Raw genomic sequence first — 17034 nt, forward strand, 5'->3', positions numbered from 1 at the left:
TCAGCCCTCCCCTTCGCAGCCATGCGCCTTGCTCTCCACGGCGTGGGCAACCCGCATGAAGTTCGCGTATTTTTCGAGGATTTCGGCCGCTTCGCGCGGGTCGACCTTGCCGTCGGCAACGGCCTGGATCATGGATTGCGACAGCGCGTGGAAAGCGTCCTGAAATGCCCCAATATCGGCGATACCCAGCCCGCCGCCGGCGCTGTCGGCCCCGTCATCGCGCACGAGCCGATAGCCGAGGATCCGTGCCATCTCGCCGACGATCACCGGCGCGCCGGCCTCCATGTCGGCCTCGACGGCAATGTCGATCGCCATCACATGCTGGGTCTTCCGGCTGGGGTCATGGGTCCAGCATTTCGAAAGCTGTCCCTGCGTCACCCTGGTCACATATTGAAACCGCTCCGGTCCGCCGCCCTGCACGACCGAACGGCGGGAAGCCTCGCGCAGGCCATCGACAGCCTTCTGCGCCAGCAAACGCTCCATCACTGCACCTCGTTTTTAGAATGATTTCGGGGGAAGCATTCACGGCGGCCGACCGATCGCGGTGCTATGCCAGAGAAGTCGAGAACAGAGACCAGATCGGAAATAGCCGACGGTGAAACGAGTAAGAGAGAACCCGAGTGCTTCGCCTGAATTGATAGCTGTTTGCGGGGTGTTAGCATTCGTCCTCCTCCATAGGAGGAGCGCCGAAGATATCCGGCCGCAAATGGTGGCGCGATATTCCGACGATGCGTTCGAGTTCGAGAACACGGCCAACAGGCACGCGTTTCCACTGAGAAACCGCCTGAGGCGAAACGCCACCTATCGCCTTTGCCAAGGCTACCGGCCCGCCTGCCTTCTGCTTCGCGAGTTTACAAAAATGCTCCATACGGCATTTGTAAGCATTTCTTGCATTTATATGCAAGCATATCTTTCGATGAAAGATAAGCTTTCATCGGTCATAATTCTCCCATGATGACCAAACGGAAAATCGACAAAGCTCGCGGCGAGCGCATTCGGCACGTCCGATCTGAGATCCTGAAGATCGGTTCTCAGGAACAGTTCGCAAAGCTCTTGAGCCAACACGGGACACCAGTCACGCGTGGCGCTGTTGGCAATTGGGAAACCGGAAAAGAAGTCGGCATCGAGAACCTCAGCCGGATATGCAAAGTGGCTCAAGTGAACCTCGATTGGCTCGCATATAATCGGGGCCAGCCGAAGGGATTGGCGATTGCTTCATTCGATCCGGACAGCCCAGACGATGATCCTTTCGAAGCAGGTTATACCCGTGAGCACTGGCAAGGGTCGCAAGAGGGCGCCATCCCCGAGATCGATGGCAAACTTGGTGCCGGTCAAGGGCAAGTCGGCGAAGTAATAAACCTTCCGGTCGGAAAGAACGCTATTTCCGGTCACGCAGTGAAAGCTGAATGGATACTACCGATCGAATACCTGAGAAATGAAGCCAAGGCCTCACCCGCAAAGACGATCGTCATGGAAGTTGTCGGTGATTCAATGTCACCAACCTACCAGCCCGGGGATCGTGTTCTCGTGGACCTCTCGCAAGACACCATGACTTCCGACACTGTCTACGCCATATCCGACGGAGAATCGGAGCCGCAGATCAAGAGACTGCAGCGTGTGCCGTTTAGCTCACCTACAGAGGTGATCATTATCTCTGACAACGAAAACCTTCAGGATTTCACTGTCGAACTGAATCGCTTGAAGATACTTGGCCGCATTTGCGGCGTGATCGCTCGCCGATAAACTGACTTGCCTCAACAACCTGCACGAAAACAGCGCCGACTAGCGCCGGCGCGGAGCTGGCCGCGCGCTCGAATGACAGCATTGCTTTCATTAATGCGTGATGATATGAAAGCATATCTTTCATACATCGTGCTCTGAGGTAGCTTATGTCCATCGACCACATCATCGGGTTCTTTTGCGGAACCTGCATTGCGATCACAGCCTACTCTTTGATTGGAGGTATCGCGATGCGTCGCTCCCTCAAGCGAACAGAAGCAATCCTCTCCAACGAGAGGCCCAGAATCCGATGAGACAAGCTTCTGCCAAAGATCGCCTCAGCCGCATTCGCGAACTGGTCGCGAGCGCAGTCCCGATCGCCCATGTATCTTCTGATATCGAAGGTCTCCGCCTGGCGTCAGACAGCATGGAACCAGCCGAACCCGAAATCATCGGGACGATCCCGCAAGCGTGCCCGGTCTCAAACCGCGAACTATTGCTCAAGCATGTCGAGATACCGGCCGATCTGATCCGAATGATCGACGCAGCGGCCAAGCTCGACCGAAGACGTCGGACCGAAATCGAACGCCTGCAGATGGAACTGGAAGCGAGAGGCGGCAGGCCGGCGAAGAACTATGCCGCCGAATGCGCTATGAAATGCAGCGAGCCGGCCTTCAAGGCATTCATGGAAGCCCGGCACGCCCTCGCCCGACCGCTGACAGACGATCGCGTCGCCGCTCGCGTGCGATCGGTCCTCGCCATTTCAAGCCGAACCGAACTGAACACAAGCAACGAAGCCGCCGCGCGCTGGCGCGAAATGGTCAAAGACTTTGACGCATGGAGGAAAAGATAGCCATGGGACGCCGAACCATTCCATTCACACTGGACGCCGTTAAGCGCGCCATCATGGCCGTCAAAGCCGCCGGCATTGATGTCCGCACCGTCAGCGTTCGCCCCGATGGCACGGTTGTCATCAACGGAGATAACGGGAATAATTCGGAAGACGATCTTGTCGACCGGTCTCAACCGGAAAACCTGAATAGTCTGGATGACTATTTCGCGTGGAGGGAGAAGGATGCACGTCGTGACAGAGCTTAAGGGCGTGCACAAGGTCAGGAAGAAACTGGCCAGCGGAAAGATCGTTTACTACTTCTACGCATGGCGCGGCGGCCCGCGTATCCACGCGGATCCTAAAACAGAAAAGGACGCCTTCATCGCCGAATATCGGCAGCACATGCTGACCGCATCGACCGATGGCGTCCTGACACTTGAAGGCCTGATCGACCTGTTCACCGGCTCCGAGAAAAAGCCGAATCCTGACTTTCTTGCGCTGTCCGCTTCAACCCAGCGCGATTACCTCTATGCGTTCCGGCTCATCCGGCAGCGATGGCCCCGCCTGCCCGCGCGCCTCACCCAGCAGCGTGGCATGAAGCGCGATATCAGGGACTGGCATCGATCATTTGCGAAAAACCCTCGGAAGGCGGACAAGCTTCTGTTCGCGCTCTCCAAGGTTTTTTCCTATGCGATCAAGCACGAGTACATCGAAAAGAACCCCTGCGCCGGCATAGACCGACTCTATCGTGGATCAAGACGGGAATTCGTCTGGACCGACGCCATGATCGACAAGGTTCGCAGAGAGGGAAACCCGCACATCGTCGCGGCCATGGAAGTCGCCGTCTACACCGGCCAGCGCCAGGGCGACATCCTCGCGCTGAAATGGCCGCAATACGACGGCACCCACCTGTCGCTGAGGCAAGGCAAAACCGGCAAACGCGTCAAGGTCAGGCTCCACAAGGACCTGAAAGCCCTGATCGACCACCTCAAACAAGCCGCCGAAGACCGAAAGGTCCGCTCGGCCAGCATCCTGACAAACAGTCGCGGCCGCCCCTGGACGCAAGACGGCTTTCAAACTTCATGGCGAAAGGAAATGGCCCGCCTAGGCATCGAGGGCGTCACCTTCCACGACCTGCGCGGCACCTTCATCACCGCCCGCCGCCGCGAAGGCTCCACCGTCGAACAAATCGCCAGCATCTCCGGCCACACGATATCGGAAGTCCGCTCAGTTCTTGAAAAGCATTATCTGGCCGACGATCAGCTGGTTAGTGATGCGGTGATTCTGCGTATGGAACGAAACAACGGCTCGTAAGGTTAACGAGTGCCGTATTTAGCCCACCGTGAATTTAGTTTGCGACTAGAATTCTTCGCCGACCCCCTTCCAGCAAGACACACAACTCCCCGATTGCGTAAGTAGAACTACCCAAATCAATCAAAGCTGGACAAGCACATGCGGTTTGCATGTTGCGCGCACCTTTGGAATCGAGCACTCTTTTCCGAAGTGATTGGGAGACTTTTGCATTCGCAGTTCAATCGTTTTTTGTTGACAAGAGGCAGCCAGTATCATTTGATGCCGGAATGAAGAGGTATGATGGCAGAGGTTGAAGTCAGTGATGCCATTAGGCAGATGCTTGCGCGAAGGTGCAGATCCAGACGCACGAGGCATGCTACCTTTTCGTACGAACAGCCAACCGATTGGAAGCCTAACTCATTGCTTGATCCGAGGGATCCAACTCGGTACTTCACAGAGGATTCAGCATGGGAATTCATATCACAGCTAATTGCCGATGGCTGCGAAATCGAGATGGTAGCTCTGACAAAACCATGCGGTAAAACCGGCTACGTTATTATCGTTGAAGGATGCCCACCAGCTTCCCACATTTACATAAAGCTCCAGCTCGGGCCAAATAATGTCATCGGCCGTAGCTTTCATGAGAGCTACGTTACGGCGAGCTAAGCGAAAAAAAGGATCAAATGATGCAGCGTTGTGAAATTTGCGAAGCAAACGCCGTCACGGTTCGAGAACACGAAGAAAAATTCGTTTATGGCTCAGGCGATGACCAAGTACTGCTGTCCGCGATTGTCCCGGTTTATGAATGTAGTGAATGCGGTGAGATGTACACCGACCACGAAGCAGAGGAACTGCGCCACGAGGCCGTTTGCAAACACCTTGGACGCCTGACACCTCGCCAAGTTAAAGCGATCCGGGAAAGCTATAATTTGTCCCAGGAAAAGTTTGCAGACGTCAGCGGATTCGGTGTCGCTTCCATAAAGCGTTGGGAACTTGGAAATCAGATACAGGGCGAGTCAGCCAACAATCTTCTCTTGTTACTTCGCGCACCCCGCAACCTTCGTCTTGTTCAGGAAGCCAACAGGAAGGGTTCATTCCAGCCGAAATTTCGCACGAAGATTGCAGATACCACACGCCAGCAATCGCTTAAATTTAAACTCCGGCGCCCCGCCCCACTCGAAAATGCTGCCTGATGTTTGTCATCACTTTCTATTCATACAAGGGCGGCGTTGGCCGCACAATGAGCCTTGTAAATGTCGCGTCAGAGCTCGCTAAGCGTGGCCGGAAGGTTCTCGTAATAGATTTTGACCTCGAGGCGCCGGGTATTCCGAGTTTTGAGCAATTCTCTGCAAGTGAAAGCCGTAAGGGTATCGTCGACTATGTTTCGGAGTACATGGAGACATCCGTGGCTCCCGATGTAAGAGACTTCATTGTTGATGCGCAGCTAGATATGCAGGGTGCGAAAGCTCCTCTGTGGGTTTTGCCTGCCGGAAGGAATGATCAGCATTACGGCACGAAGCTTTCTTCTATCGACTGGCAGGACTTGTATCAAACGCGAAGCGGCTACCTTCTTTTCGAAGATTTGAAGCAGCAGATCGCAGACGATAAAAGAGGTTTTGACTACATCTTGATCGACAGTAGAACCGGCCATACCGACGTTGGAGGCATCTGTACGCGCCAGTTAGCGGACGCTATTGCGTTCATGTTTTTTCCAAACCGGCAAAACATCTCTGGCCTTAAGACAATAGTGGACGAAATCCGCTCGGATCCTCTTGTCGAAGCGAAGCGAACTAGGATGTTCTTCTGCCCCTCCAACGTCCCTGACCTCGACGACGAAGAAGGCATACTAAGATCTATGCTCGACGACGCGGCCAAAGAGCTGGGCTATGACGAGGCCGCTGCGACAATAAGGCATTACAATAGCATGTCACTGGTTGGTCAGAGAGTCTTCGTCATTGATCGCCCTAAGACAAAACTGGCCGCCGAATACAGACGCCTGACCGAAACGCTCATGAGCTCCAACATAGAGGATCGCGAGGGGGTACTCCTAAATCTCCAGAAGATGAGCGAGGACCTACGCAGCAAAGCGCGAAAGGACACCAAGGGGAGAATAGTCCGCTCATTCAACCTAGAGGAGATCACTGCAGACCTTGAGAAGATCAATGCAAAGCACGATCACGACGGCGAGATATGCTGGCTCATGGCGGCTGTCTATAGCAAACTGGGAGACTTCGCAAACGAAATGGAGGCGCTGGGAGGTGCCATCAAAGCAGGATTCAACGTACAGAAAGCACACCTCAGGCGGGCCTTAATGCTCCTAAGCCTTTCGCGCCATGAAGAAGCCAAAGAGGATCTTCTCGATGTCCTCAATTCTACCGAAACGGCCCCAACGGATCTACGCTCAGCAATTGAGGCCATAAAGTCGTTGGACCCTGACTGGATCACAATCGTCGAAGAAGCGCCAATGCTGGAGCTGCTTGCGCCGGAAGATGTCGGTATTATTTCTGCGGCCCTTCAATCCGATGAGCGAGCCGTAACACTAGCTGCCCGGTTGCTTGAGAGAGCATACTCTGAAGCAGAAGGTTCTAATGCACGGCTTCACTCGGACTTGATCATATCGTTGATATCGAGCGGTCAGTTCCAAAAAGCGATGGACTTGATTTGCGCCAATAGAGAACAACTTCTATCCCACTTAGATATCGCTGATACTTTCAACTACGCGATGGCGGATTGGGGACAGAATGGCATACCGTCCGTTGACTTGTTCGAGCGCGCATTGGCGCTAGCCGACACCCCGTCAGACTACCTCGGTGCAAACTATTTTCAGTGTTTAGCATTAGCTAGCGCGATTACAGATGCCCCAAACCGTGCTCTCAATTTTCTGAACACAGCGAGAGAGAAAACCCAGCAAGGTACAATTTTCAGCTGTTGGACGTATTTGACCAGACGACGCACCGCGATGTTATCCGATCTCGATGCTATGGAGGCCGCGATCAAATCAGGTGAGATCAATCCTCCGGTAATATACCGGAACAGGAAAATAAAAACAGCTCATTGACACGGCGATATATATTGGGGATCATGTAAAAAACATACAGTCATATATGATGGATATTTCCGTAAAAACCTAAAATCAGGCGGATCAAAAAATGGACGCGCCGAAATACTACTAAAAACAACTAATAACCTCAATGTCACTTAATCTCACCGCCACCAATGTGGCAAAAATCGCTCCGGTAAGCCCAACCGCTCCCACGAACACAAACATAAATCGATGCCAACGAACCCTTCTCGTTAGCTTTCTGAATGCACCATCGAAATCCGATTGAAGCTCGGTGAAATCTTTCATTAGGCGTTCTCGCTGTCGTCCGAACTCAAAAGACACAGCATTGAGCGTTAGCCACTGATTGACAATAGACGCAAGCAAAAACAAGACGAAGATCCAAGCGCCAGCCAAGATCGCAATGTTTGTCCAGAGGTCAGCTCCACATGCTTTGATGGGTTTGAGTTGGGAGGCGACAACGATTGTGGCGATGGGGATGCCGAGGATTTGCCCCTGCAAATCAACAAAGGTCTTGTGCACCCGAGCGATAAAATCAGCCTGTGCACTCTCTATCTCACGCCTGATCTTTGAATATGTGAAGCTGGATGCGAAGAGACGGTAACCCGCCGCTACCTTTTCCCGCAAGTCCTCTATTTCGCGAATTATCTGACGGAACCGGCTTCGAGCAGGAAGACCGACTACAAGGTCGACCACAGCTTCAGCCAAAATAGTGAGTTTCTGCTCCTGGTGGATTGGGTCATTAAAAAGCTCCGCCAACGCTTCAACATGAGCAGCGTTCAAAGCCTGAAGATCTCCCACGTCATAATCAATCGGTATCTCGATTCTGCCATCGCGAAAAAACACCAGCGTTTGCTGGACGGCATCGAGGAAAGCTGCAGATTTAGCGAGAAGATCTACCAACGAAAGCGCTGATCGATATTTCAACTGCAAACCTGATGGCGGCTGAGTCCACCGAGTGATACCGCCCTCCACAATGAAATACTCGTTGGGCTCTCGCACTCGAGCTTTTGCGCCGGCGATTAGGCTGTCGAATGTTCGGGAAAACCGACCAAGAGAAATTCTTGGCGGGCTAAATCGCACCCAAGCCTCGCCTCCCACCTGTATTTGATCTCGCTCGCTGATGACCGCCATCCCAGCATCTTCCATTGCGTCGGTATCAATATCGATATGCAGCAACGTATCTCGAATTTCGTCAGATATGATGGTAACGCGCCCGGTATCATCTGCACTGAAGGCGGTAGCAGCGTAAACAGCTTCGAGGTCTGACCATTTTAGCCTAGCCATCTCCGTATTCGCTATTCAGCCTAACGGTTAGTTCTTCCGGCAGATTTTTTAGGGTAAGGGTCTGTTTTTCATTGTCAAAAGTCACATCGCCTTCCTCAATTGCTCTTCGATCAAATTCCAATGTCCAATTGTCCGTATGACCTTTGAAACGCACTAAAGTATTCAGTATGGCTCTGTTCGGAATAAATAGGTCGTTTAACCTCAAATGAGGATCGGCGAGGTGGTCTCGAAGAGTGTCCGGATCCTCGGGAGCGAGTTCGTTTGTGAGCGTATCGAATGATATCTCTACCCTTGTCCGAGCTGCTCGATCGCATATCTCCTTGGCCTTCGCGAGAAACGTCGTCTTAGCTTTATGATCAAAGCCTTGTTGATCAGCGAAGGACTTTAGTGCGGCCACTAGCATACGAGTATCAGTCTTCTCCTGGACATGATCCGTGCAACCAAGGAATGCTCGGAAATACTCGGCCACATTTCCTTTACCTTTAAGAAAACCAATGTAGCGGTCTTCCTCAGAGGTCCATCCACTAATATTGATACGTCCTGCAAAGCGGAAGCCATTGATGTCCAAATGGGTAACATCCGTGACATCATGCTGCTTGGTCAAGGCAGCACTCAATGCGTCGCCCACGATGGCGACCATCAAGTAGTGCTTGCCGTCTCGCTGGAAATGAGCAAAAAAGACATGGCCTCCCGTGGCTGCCGCCTTGGTTTGCGCGTTCACCGCCAGCGTTCTCATCAGCGCCTCCGTTAAGGCACCGAAATCCTTAAATTCGGCCTCGAGATATTGGCGCAGATGTCGCTGTGTCGGATAGTTATCTTCGTCCTCATCAAATTTCCCATGGGACTTGGCGGTGCGCCTCCCATATAGCGTGTGCAATTGATCGACGACACGCTGAACTGGAGCAGTCACTCCGAGATCTGATTTGCCCAAAACGACTTGAAAATCATCGGGGCCTTTCCTCAAATCGTGAACAGCCACGCTAATGATAGAGTTTTCTGCCATCGTGATTCTCCCTCCCACAAAAATATAGCCACCTCTGGAGAACTATCATAGGACTCAGCTTGGAGCTCGCTAGAACTTTTAGTCTCAGCCAAAGGAAGTATTTGAGGCAAAAATCGTTGACAGTGCCTTACGTCAAGGGATCAACGGTACACCAGATGCAAATCAGTTTTCCCCAGCAGACACATACACGTTGCGCAATTCAGCGCCCCGCGGTCAGTAAAAATGCCGAGAAAAAAGAACCTAAATGAAGCAAAGGCGTAAACCGTTCCGTAAACCGAACAACTCTCAAGGAAGGCAGAAACACTAAACCATTGAAAAGATTGGCGACCCCTGCAGGATTCGAACCTGCGACCGTCGGCTTAGAAGGCCGGTGCTCTATCCAGCTGAGCTAAGGGGCCGTTTGGCGCTTGTGGTTGCCGCGCGGCATCAATGCCTCATCCTGTCGCAAATGACAAGCTGTCGCAGGGCGAACGCCGGGAGAGGAATGAGAAGCGCTACAGGTCGCGGGCGTCCCGAACCGGGCCGCCGTCGGAAACGGCAACAAGAATGCCTTCAGTGCGTCCAGGGCTGGATGCGACCCGGCTTGAAATTGTCGGAATAGGAGACGACCTTTTCCTTGGTTTCCTTCGGCTGGATCACCCGGTAGGCGATCCCGTGGCGGCGGGCGTAATCCTCCGCTTCCTGCTGGCTCTCGAAACGCAGCTTGACCTGCTGCAGCATGTCGGAAGACGAGGTATAGCCAAACAGCGGATCAATCGTGCGCGGCGCCTGCTGGTCGAATTCCAGCACCCATTGATGGGTCTTGGCCTGGCCCTGCTGCATTGCCGTTCTGGCGGGACGATAGATCTTCGCCGACATCGTAATTGCTCCGATTGGTTTTGCGCGCCGCCCGGCGCGCCGAAATTTGAAAACCTTCTGGCCCAATTTTCGCTGCCGGGCAATAAAAATCAAGTCTCGGCGGACGCGCGCCCTCAGAATTCGGCATTCCAGATGATCATTTCAAGCCGCCAACCGCCAAGTTCATCGCCGGGTGGAAGCGCGTCATCCGGCCCCGTCGCCTCACCCGCAAAGATCAAGGCGATCTGCTCGCTGCCGGGAGCAAGGCACACCGCGCGGCCGGAGAACACTTCCATCCCCGGCTCACAATACCGTTCTGTCGCGCCCGCATAGACCGTCCGAAAACTGTCTCCGATGCGCGCGCCGCCGTCGGTCGCGGCATCCGTTCCCGCCACATCCGCCCGCACCACCGTTTCAGCGCCGTAAAGCGTCACGATGTCCCTGCCGTTGTCCGTAGCGATGAAGACGGAATAGAAACCGCCCTCGCCCTCGCGCTCCTCTGCGCGCACATCGAAGCCCGGCAGCGCGCGGCGGACGGCCGGTTCGGAAAACGCGGTTCGGCCGTTGATGCCGCAAAGGCCCGATTCGGACACGACAAGAAGCGCGTCTCGCGCAGGCGCGGCTTCGCCAAAAGCCATAAGGGCCATGCCCGCGACAAGCCAGGCCTTGAGGGTTCGTCCGGTATTCAAATAAGTATTCGCCTCTGTTGAAAGATACCATACGCTTTTGTATTGAAGAGGGAAATTGTTTTCCTTCCGCTGGCCTTGCCCTCGCTCAAGGTGGTCAGTGGCGGCAGCAACGTGGAGCGATTTGGACCGCCTGCTTCTTTGCAGATCGGCGAAAGCACTATAGGATCGTCGTCTTTACGGATTGCGCCGGAGCCAATGCTGCGGTCCATGCCGTAGCGTCTAGGGCCGCCCGGGAGAGGCTGAATTGAGAGAATGAGCAGGACTTTGGAAAAAAGCTCTCTCGACCATGAGATGTTCGAGCTCGCCCCCATTGCCATGTGGGTCGAGGATTTCAGTGCGGTAAGGGCGATTTTCGATGGGTGGCGTGCCGAGGGCGTGACCGACATCGCTTCATTCCTGCGCGCCGACATGTCGCGCGTGGCCAGATGCGCCGGCGCGATCCGCGTATTGAAGGTAAACCGGAAGACGCTGGAGCTTTTCGAAGCGCGCGACACGGCCCACCTCGTCGACAACATCACCTCGGTTTTCCGGGACGACATGCTGGAGACCCATATCGACGAGCTGACGCAGCTTTTCGAGGGCCGGCTCAACTTCACCAGCTACACGGTCAACTACACGCTTTCCGGCAAGAGGCTTGATGTCCAGTTGCGCGGCCAGGTCATGCCCGGCCACGAGAAGACGCTGGACTATGTCCTTCTCGCAACGGAAGACGTGACCGAGCGCGAGGACGCCCACAGGCGCGAACGCCATCAATCGCTTTACGCAAAGGGCCTGTTCGAGCACTCGCCGGTCTCGCTCTGGGTCGAGGACTTCTCACGCATCCGCACGATGCTGGATGACTTGCGCGCCCGCCATATCGTCGACCTCAGGGTGTTCATGGACGTTCACCCGGAATTCGTTCGCCAGTGCCTGAGCGAGATCCGCGTTATCGACGTCAATCAGGCCACGCTCGACATGTTCCGTGCTCCCAACCGCCAGGTGCTGCTGCAAAACCAGCATGCGGTCTTCCGCGATGATGTCGAGGACCATTTCCGCGAACAGCTTATCGACCTCTGGGAGGGCCGGCTGCTGCACACCCACGAGGTGATGAACTACGCGCTCGACGGCTCGGAGCGATACGTCCTGCTGCAGTTTTCGGTCTTTCCGGGCCATGAGGACGACTGGTCCCTGGTTCTGGTCTCGCTGACCGACATCACCGCGCGCAAGAAGGCGGAAGCCTATCTCGAATATCTCGGCCGCCACGACGTCCTGACCAAGCTCTACAACCGGTCCTTCTATACCGAGGAAATCAACCGGCTGGAGCGCAAGAACTTCCGGCCGGTCGGCGTGCTGATCATCGACCTCAACGGCCTGAAAGAGACCAATGACGCTCTCGGCCACGATGCCGGAGACAGTCTGCTGCGCCGGCTCGGCGAGGTCCTCAACGAATCGGTCTTCCAGCCCAACTGCGCCGCCCGCATCGGCGGCGACGAATTCGCGGTGCTGATGCCTGGCGCAGACCATGAGGCAGCCGAGGTCGCGCTTGAGGAAATTCACAAAGTGCTGAAGGTCAACAACCAGTTCTACGCCGATGCGCCGATCAGCGTTTCCGCGGGCATCGCTATCTGCGAAAAGGGCGAGACAATCGAATCCGCCGTCCGCCGCGCAGACGCGGAAATGTACCGCCAGAAACGCGAATTCTACGCGCTCCATCAAAAGACCGGCTCTGACGGGTGATTTCCGTTTTCTTCAGGAAGTGGTCGGAGTGGAGAGATTCGAACTCCCGACCCTCTGGTCCCAAACCGGATAACAGGGGGCACATATCCGATGCAACAAGGCAATATTGACGAGATCGACCCAGAACAATACAGGAACTGATGTGCTTTGCACCCACAGTGCTCTCACAGGCTTTCTTCTGTGCCCGCTTTTGGGCGCCTTGAAAGGTCACCGGACACGCAATGGTTCAGTTGACCACGCAAGACGGTCTAGGTCGCAATTTCGGCGCAGCTAGCGAAGTCGCGGTTCGTGCGCACGCCAGCAAATGGCCAGGGGTTAGGCAAACCAAGCCCTCAGCGTCACGCATCAGCCTGATATCGGCACACCAATTTCGACCGTCGCGGAGCGGCTGACGGTGCGATTACCCTCGCTCGAGTTGGCCGCGTACCAACTGGTGAGACGGAAGTCATCGCCGATCCGAGGCATCCATCCATTCGCAAAGCCGGCGCTTTGCTTCGGCATGGGCGGTATCGTCGGCGAGACTGACGGTCTGGAACGGATCTGGTTTCACGGTCATAAAAGTGCTTGCTGCCGTCTAAACGTGCTCTGCCTGCCAGAAGATGTAAGGAAGCCTGCGTCAGGTAAATTTCAATAACTTGACACTAGCCGAGTAGCCAATTTGTGGTGCGTGGAGAACACACCGGCAGACCAACAAACATTGATTTTAAATATTAATTTCATCTATTCGGATGAAAAGTAGCTCGCTTTGCTACACAGTCCGTCACCCGCAAGGCTCGACAGTATCGGGATCCCCAGCATCGATTTAGAGCCTGCGATCTCGACCGCTTTGCGCCCCCATTGCGGACGTTCACCCAGCCATGGCCGATTACTGCAAGCAGACGTTCTACATGATCGTCCTTCTTCCCGTCCTCGGTCGCACTATATTTCGAGTTTACTAATCTCCTACCCACAGGCTGTTCTAGCGAAGAAAATCATCCAGCGTGGGTGCCGGTTGCTCGGTGCTGGTAATCAGTGTCTGCGACCAAAGGACAGAGGCTTCGTAGACAGAACTGCACATCCACTCGCCGTCCTGTTCGAACCAATGGGTCGCCTCTGGGAGGAGATCGAAGGAGACAGGGTGGCGAGCATAGGGGTTGTGGAAGACTTCCATCTCCGCCGTCCACGGCTCATAACCGTGAGGCCAGAGCCCCCGATACTCGTCACTCGTGATATCAAAGCAAAACGGAATGCCTTTCAGTGCCCCCGGCGTTCGGTCAAAGAAATTGCCGATACGGGTGTAACGGCAGCCAGCCGGTGCACCGCCACCCGAGATGGCGACGCGATTGAGTTTGGCTATAGAGCAGGCATTTGTGAAAATCACCGCTGAAAGCTCGGAATGCTGATCGTTGGCGAAAAGCCCGGCGGGAAATCGTGCAGACCCAAGCAAGTGCTTCGCTGGCATCGGCACAGCCTGCATCTGACCGCCGATTTCTTCCGCTGTCGCGCTCAATCCATGCAGGTAGCCGATCAGCCCCTCCCGGCTCCACAGCATCGAACCGGATGCCTGGAAGTCGGCGACTGCCAGGATGAACGGCTTACCGAAGACATGGGGAAGCTGATCGTAACGCCGGGCGAGCTTGTTGCCGATAGTCTTTGCGAACCGCAACGCGGCTGCGCCGAAGAAGATTTCCTCTCGATCGGTGGGCATGTCGGCGAAGGGCGCATTGACGTGATTGTACGGGACAGGCGGGTTAGCTGTGACAGCCTCTACCCAAGCTTCACCGCCAAGAGGGTTTTCAATTCGAAAATCCGGTGATTCAAAAGGCTGCTCGACGAGCAATCCCTGTTCGCGAAAAGACGCAAGAAGCTGCGCTTCCCATAGCCGAGTATGGAAATTGGTCGTTTGGCAATCGCTCACCCAATTGCGGTCGGGCTTCGGTAGTGCGAGATAGAGCTGGTTAAGTGCCCATGCTGCAGGATGATGGGTCTTGTTGAGCAGTATCCTAAAGGCGTCGCTGGGCTCACGACCGGCCAGGTCGCTGAGCGGAGCGCGCATGACAACACCGGGAGGTAGTGGCTCCAGCGCCAGTCCGACGGCAAGGTCGCGTTCGAGTGCTCTACGCGCCGCCTCAATCGTTTCGAAGCCGCCCGCTCGTTTCGTTACCGTCCAGACAAAATCCACCCTGCGCCGCATCAGTGTGAGGCCGAATGAGCCGTCCTGTATGTTTTCCGTGACGATGCCGCATCCATTTCCATCGCCTGCTGACCAAGCTGCGACTGGAGGTTTATCGCCAAATCCGTGCCCGCGCGGAAGAGAGAGCGCATAGAAATCAAATTCCCACCGCGGAATTTCACGCATCTTCTCACCTTCTCTGTTAATCTGCAGTGTCTAAACCGGTAAGGACGACACAACAGGAGGGCACATGGAGGTTTATTGTAGGGGCATAGCGCGGATTCGTCATGCGTCGACCGGCGAAATATTTGAAATCGTGAGCGATACGCTGGATTGGAATGCCGTTGGTGGCGATGAGCGCTCGATGGGCTCTGAGATCCACTATGAGGCCGCGATCAACCATCCCGAACTTGGCGATCTGACCTGGGGAGTTTGGGAATATCCGATCGGCATCGAAAGTTAACGTATAACCGATGTCGGCGAGCACAAGGTCATCGAGAATTTTGATTACGGGCTTGAGCATGGCGAGCTCGAGCTCGACGACTGGCTAGACTTTGCAGCGGTCGCTGACCCTTATCGGGTTTTCATGGACTCATATCATCACACCGGCGACTTACTTGCAGATCACGGCGGCGTGCGCGGGAACCACCTCGTCAATCGGATGGTTTTTTCTCAGCAGGTCACCGCGCTGGAAGCCTATCTCGGTGACACTTTGCTCAATGAGGTCATGAGCAACAAGGAGGCGATGCAGCGTTTGATCGACAAGGACGATGACCTAATAAAAGAGAAATTCACGCTGTCCGAAGTTTCGAAGGATCCAGGTCTGGTCGAGCGCAAAGTCCGCACGCACCTGCGCAAGATCATGTACCACAACCTCAAGAAAGTCGATGTTCTCTATAACATTGCTTTTGGGGTTCGAATTCTTGATCTTGCCGTAGACAAAAAGAGCCTCCTCAAGGCGGTGTTAGTACGCCACGATTGCGTTCACCGGAATGGTTTCGATCAGGAGGGCAATGAGATCGATGTATTCACCAAGACGTTTGTTCAGGGCGCGGCCGACCAGATTAAAGCTTTTGTTGAAGGCATCGAGCAGGCGGTAAAGCATCGACCTGTTTAGTGTGCGCTGCGTTTCACGAAGCGGTCTACCAGCGGGGGAAATGGTGTCCAATGTCGGCTAACGCTAGCTCGTCGGCCGAAACCCGTCATTCCGGTTCCGGCCCCATTTCTGCCGTTCACAGCGTGCCAAGATTTTCTCCTGTTTTTGTCGACTTGCAGAGTAAATGTCTTTTCCTTCGGAGGTGCGGATCACAGCAACCTCATCTGTTCATCCCCTGCCCTGTCAGAACTTTCGTTCAATGACGAAAGTGTTACCCCAAGCAGGCGAATTCCCTTCTGCACCGGAAAGACCTCGATCAGCAACGCGCTGGCGATCTCGCCAATTTCGTCTGCGCTTCTCATATTCTGCCCAACAGTCCGGCTCCGCGTGATCTGCTGGAAATCAGCGTATTTCACCTTCAGCGTCACGGTCCGCCCGCTCACCTGCTTGTTCTCCGCGTGGCGCCAAACCTTCTCGGCAAGCGGGATCAACTCCGCCTTCGCCGCCCCCAGATCGAATATATCGGCCGCAAACGTATCTTCCGCGCCGATCGATTTGCGCGGACGATTCGGCTGAACCGGACGCTCGTCGATGCCCCGTGAGATCCGATAATACCAACTCCCCGACTTGCCGAAGTTATCACGCAGGAAGGCAAGTGATTTGTCGCGGAGATCCGCTCCGGTCACGATCCGAAGCCGTTGCATCTTCTCGGCCGTCGCCGGCCCAATGCCGTGGAATTTCTTGACGGCGAGGTCAGCGACAAACGCTGGACCCATCTTCGGTGTGATCACGGCCTGGCCGTTCGGCTTATTGAGGTCGCTCGCCATCTTTGCGAGGAACTTGCAGTAGGATATCCCGGCCGACGCATTGAGACCGGTCACGTCCTTGATGCGGGCGCGGAGAATTGTCGCAATCTCGGTTGCGAACGCGATGCCCTGCTTGTTTTCGGTGACATCAAGATAGGCCTCGTCGAGCGATAGTGGTTCGATCAGATCGGTATGCTCGGCAAATATCTGGTGGATCTGCGCCGAGACCGACCGATAGACATCGAAACGCGGCTTCACGAACACCAGGTCGGGGCAGCGCCGTTTCGCGGTCACTGATGGCAGAGCAGATCGCACGCCAAACGCCCGCGCCTCATAGCTGGCCGCGGCGACGACGCCTCTGGCGGCCGATCCTCCGACTGCGACCGGCTTGCCTCTCAGGTCGGGATTGTCGCGCTGCTCGACTGAGGCATAGAAGGCATCCATGTCGACATGGATGATCTTGCGGATGGCCGGGGTGGAACCATCCGTTTCGACCTCATGGTCTCTTTCCAAAACCGTCAGTTCATCCAGCGCGGCCATGAC

Annotated in this window: 18 protein-coding genes and 1 tRNA gene; 9 read left to right on the plus strand and 10 right to left on the minus strand. The window is 55.0% G+C overall.

Annotated features, from left to right (window positions below):
* Entirely contained in the window at window positions 1-483 is a 483-nt protein-coding gene (locus GGR30_RS03105) for a hypothetical protein (protein ID WP_183482426.1), read from the minus strand.
* Between the two features lie 172 nt (window positions 484-655).
* On the minus strand, window positions 656-868 hold the full coding sequence (locus tag GGR30_RS03110; protein ID WP_045683141.1) for a transcriptional regulator: 213 nt from the start codon (window positions 866-868) through the stop codon (window positions 656-658).
* 83 nt (window positions 869-951) lie between these two features.
* On the opposite strand from GGR30_RS03110, the gene GGR30_RS03115 reads away from it, so the two are divergent.
* The 6 genes from GGR30_RS03115 to GGR30_RS03140 all read left to right on the plus strand — a co-directional run bounded on the left by GGR30_RS03115 (window position 952) and on the right by GGR30_RS03140 (window position 6902).
* Window positions 952-1743 carry an XRE family transcriptional regulator gene (locus tag GGR30_RS03115; protein WP_246413514.1) on the plus strand — a complete coding sequence of 264 codons (792 nt, stop codon included), beginning with the start codon at window positions 952-954 and terminating at the stop codon, window positions 1741-1743.
* Between the two features lie 286 nt (window positions 1744-2029).
* Entirely contained in the window at window positions 2030-2572 is a 543-nt protein-coding gene (locus GGR30_RS03120) for a hypothetical protein (RefSeq protein WP_183482429.1), read from the plus strand.
* On the plus strand, window positions 2557-2817 hold the full coding sequence (locus GGR30_RS03125; RefSeq protein ID WP_183482432.1) for a hypothetical protein: 261 nt from the start codon (window positions 2557-2559) through the stop codon (window positions 2815-2817). Before GGR30_RS03120 ends, GGR30_RS03125 begins: the two co-directional genes overlap by 16 nt.
* Entirely contained in the window at window positions 2795-3865 is a 1071-nt protein-coding gene (locus tag GGR30_RS03130; RefSeq protein WP_183482435.1) for a tyrosine-type recombinase/integrase, read from the plus strand. Before GGR30_RS03125 ends, GGR30_RS03130 begins: the two co-directional genes overlap by 23 nt.
* A 662-nt stretch (window positions 3866-4527) precedes the next feature.
* The gene (locus GGR30_RS03135) at window positions 4528-5037 is read left to right on the plus strand and encodes a type II TA system antitoxin MqsA family protein (protein WP_183482438.1); all 510 of its coding nucleotides are present in this window, start codon (window positions 4528-4530) and stop codon (window positions 5035-5037) included.
* The gene (locus GGR30_RS03140; protein ID WP_183482441.1) at window positions 5037-6902 is read left to right on the plus strand and encodes a KGGVGR-motif variant AAA ATPase; all 1866 of its coding nucleotides are present in this window, start codon (window positions 5037-5039) and stop codon (window positions 6900-6902) included. Before GGR30_RS03135 ends, GGR30_RS03140 begins: the two co-directional genes overlap by 1 nt.
* Before the next feature lie 111 nt (window positions 6903-7013).
* Here GGR30_RS03140 and GGR30_RS03145 read toward each other — a convergent pair whose 3' ends face one another.
* The 6 genes from GGR30_RS03145 to GGR30_RS03170 all read right to left on the minus strand — a co-directional run bounded on the left by GGR30_RS03145 (window position 7014) and on the right by GGR30_RS03170 (window position 10930).
* Entirely contained in the window at window positions 7014-8192 is a 1179-nt protein-coding gene (locus GGR30_RS03145; RefSeq protein WP_183482445.1) for a hypothetical protein, read from the minus strand.
* Window positions 8185-9195, minus strand: coding sequence for a nucleoid-associated protein (locus tag GGR30_RS03150; protein ID WP_183482447.1), 1011 nt, complete (start codon window positions 9193-9195; stop codon window positions 8185-8187). The genes GGR30_RS03145 and GGR30_RS03150 overlap by 8 nt, the downstream gene beginning before the upstream one ends.
* A 321-nt stretch (window positions 9196-9516) precedes the next feature.
* A tRNA-Arg gene (locus GGR30_RS03155) sits at window positions 9517-9593 on the minus strand.
* A gap of 154 nt (window positions 9594-9747) precedes the next feature.
* Window positions 9748-10053 carry an ETC complex I subunit gene (locus GGR30_RS03160; RefSeq protein WP_183482449.1) on the minus strand — a complete coding sequence of 102 codons (306 nt, stop codon included), beginning with the start codon at window positions 10051-10053 and terminating at the stop codon, window positions 9748-9750.
* Between the two features lie 113 nt (window positions 10054-10166).
* On the minus strand, window positions 10167-10721 hold the full coding sequence (locus GGR30_RS03165; protein WP_183482451.1) for a DUF1131 family protein: 555 nt from the start codon (window positions 10719-10721) through the stop codon (window positions 10167-10169).
* The gene (locus tag GGR30_RS03170) at window positions 10718-10930 is read right to left on the minus strand and encodes a hypothetical protein (protein ID WP_183482453.1); all 213 of its coding nucleotides are present in this window, start codon (window positions 10928-10930) and stop codon (window positions 10718-10720) included. The genes GGR30_RS03165 and GGR30_RS03170 overlap by 4 nt, the downstream gene beginning before the upstream one ends.
* 82 nt (window positions 10931-11012) lie before the next feature.
* Between GGR30_RS03170 and GGR30_RS03175 the strand changes: the two genes are divergently transcribed.
* Entirely contained in the window at window positions 11013-12437 is a 1425-nt protein-coding gene (locus GGR30_RS03175) for a sensor domain-containing diguanylate cyclase (protein WP_183482658.1), read from the plus strand.
* 958 nt (window positions 12438-13395) lie between these two features.
* Here GGR30_RS03175 and GGR30_RS03180 read toward each other — a convergent pair.
* The gene (locus tag GGR30_RS03180) at window positions 13396-14775 is read right to left on the minus strand and encodes a hypothetical protein (RefSeq protein WP_183482454.1); all 1380 of its coding nucleotides are present in this window, start codon (window positions 14773-14775) and stop codon (window positions 13396-13398) included.
* A 64-nt stretch (window positions 14776-14839) separates the two neighbouring features.
* Between GGR30_RS03180 and GGR30_RS23300 the strand changes: the two genes are divergently transcribed.
* Both GGR30_RS23300 and GGR30_RS23305 read left to right on the plus strand, forming a co-directional pair.
* Complete coding sequence (locus GGR30_RS23300) at window positions 14840-15052, plus strand: hypothetical protein (RefSeq protein ID WP_246413515.1); 213 nt, start codon at window positions 14840-14842, stop codon at window positions 15050-15052.
* Between the two features lie 123 nt (window positions 15053-15175).
* Window positions 15176-15706, plus strand: coding sequence for a hypothetical protein (locus GGR30_RS23305; RefSeq protein WP_246413517.1), 531 nt, complete (start codon window positions 15176-15178; stop codon window positions 15704-15706).
* A 188-nt stretch (window positions 15707-15894) separates the two neighbouring features.
* On the opposite strand, the gene dinB is transcribed toward GGR30_RS23305, so the two are convergent.
* Complete coding sequence (gene dinB, locus GGR30_RS03190; RefSeq protein WP_183482456.1) at window positions 15895-17031, minus strand: DNA polymerase IV; 1137 nt, start codon at window positions 17029-17031, stop codon at window positions 15895-15897.
* Between the last annotated feature and the right edge of the window lie 3 nt (window positions 17032-17034).

Source organism: Martelella radicis, from assembly GCF_014196625.1.
Lineage (GTDB): Bacteria > Pseudomonadota > Alphaproteobacteria > Rhizobiales > Rhizobiaceae > Martelella > Martelella radicis.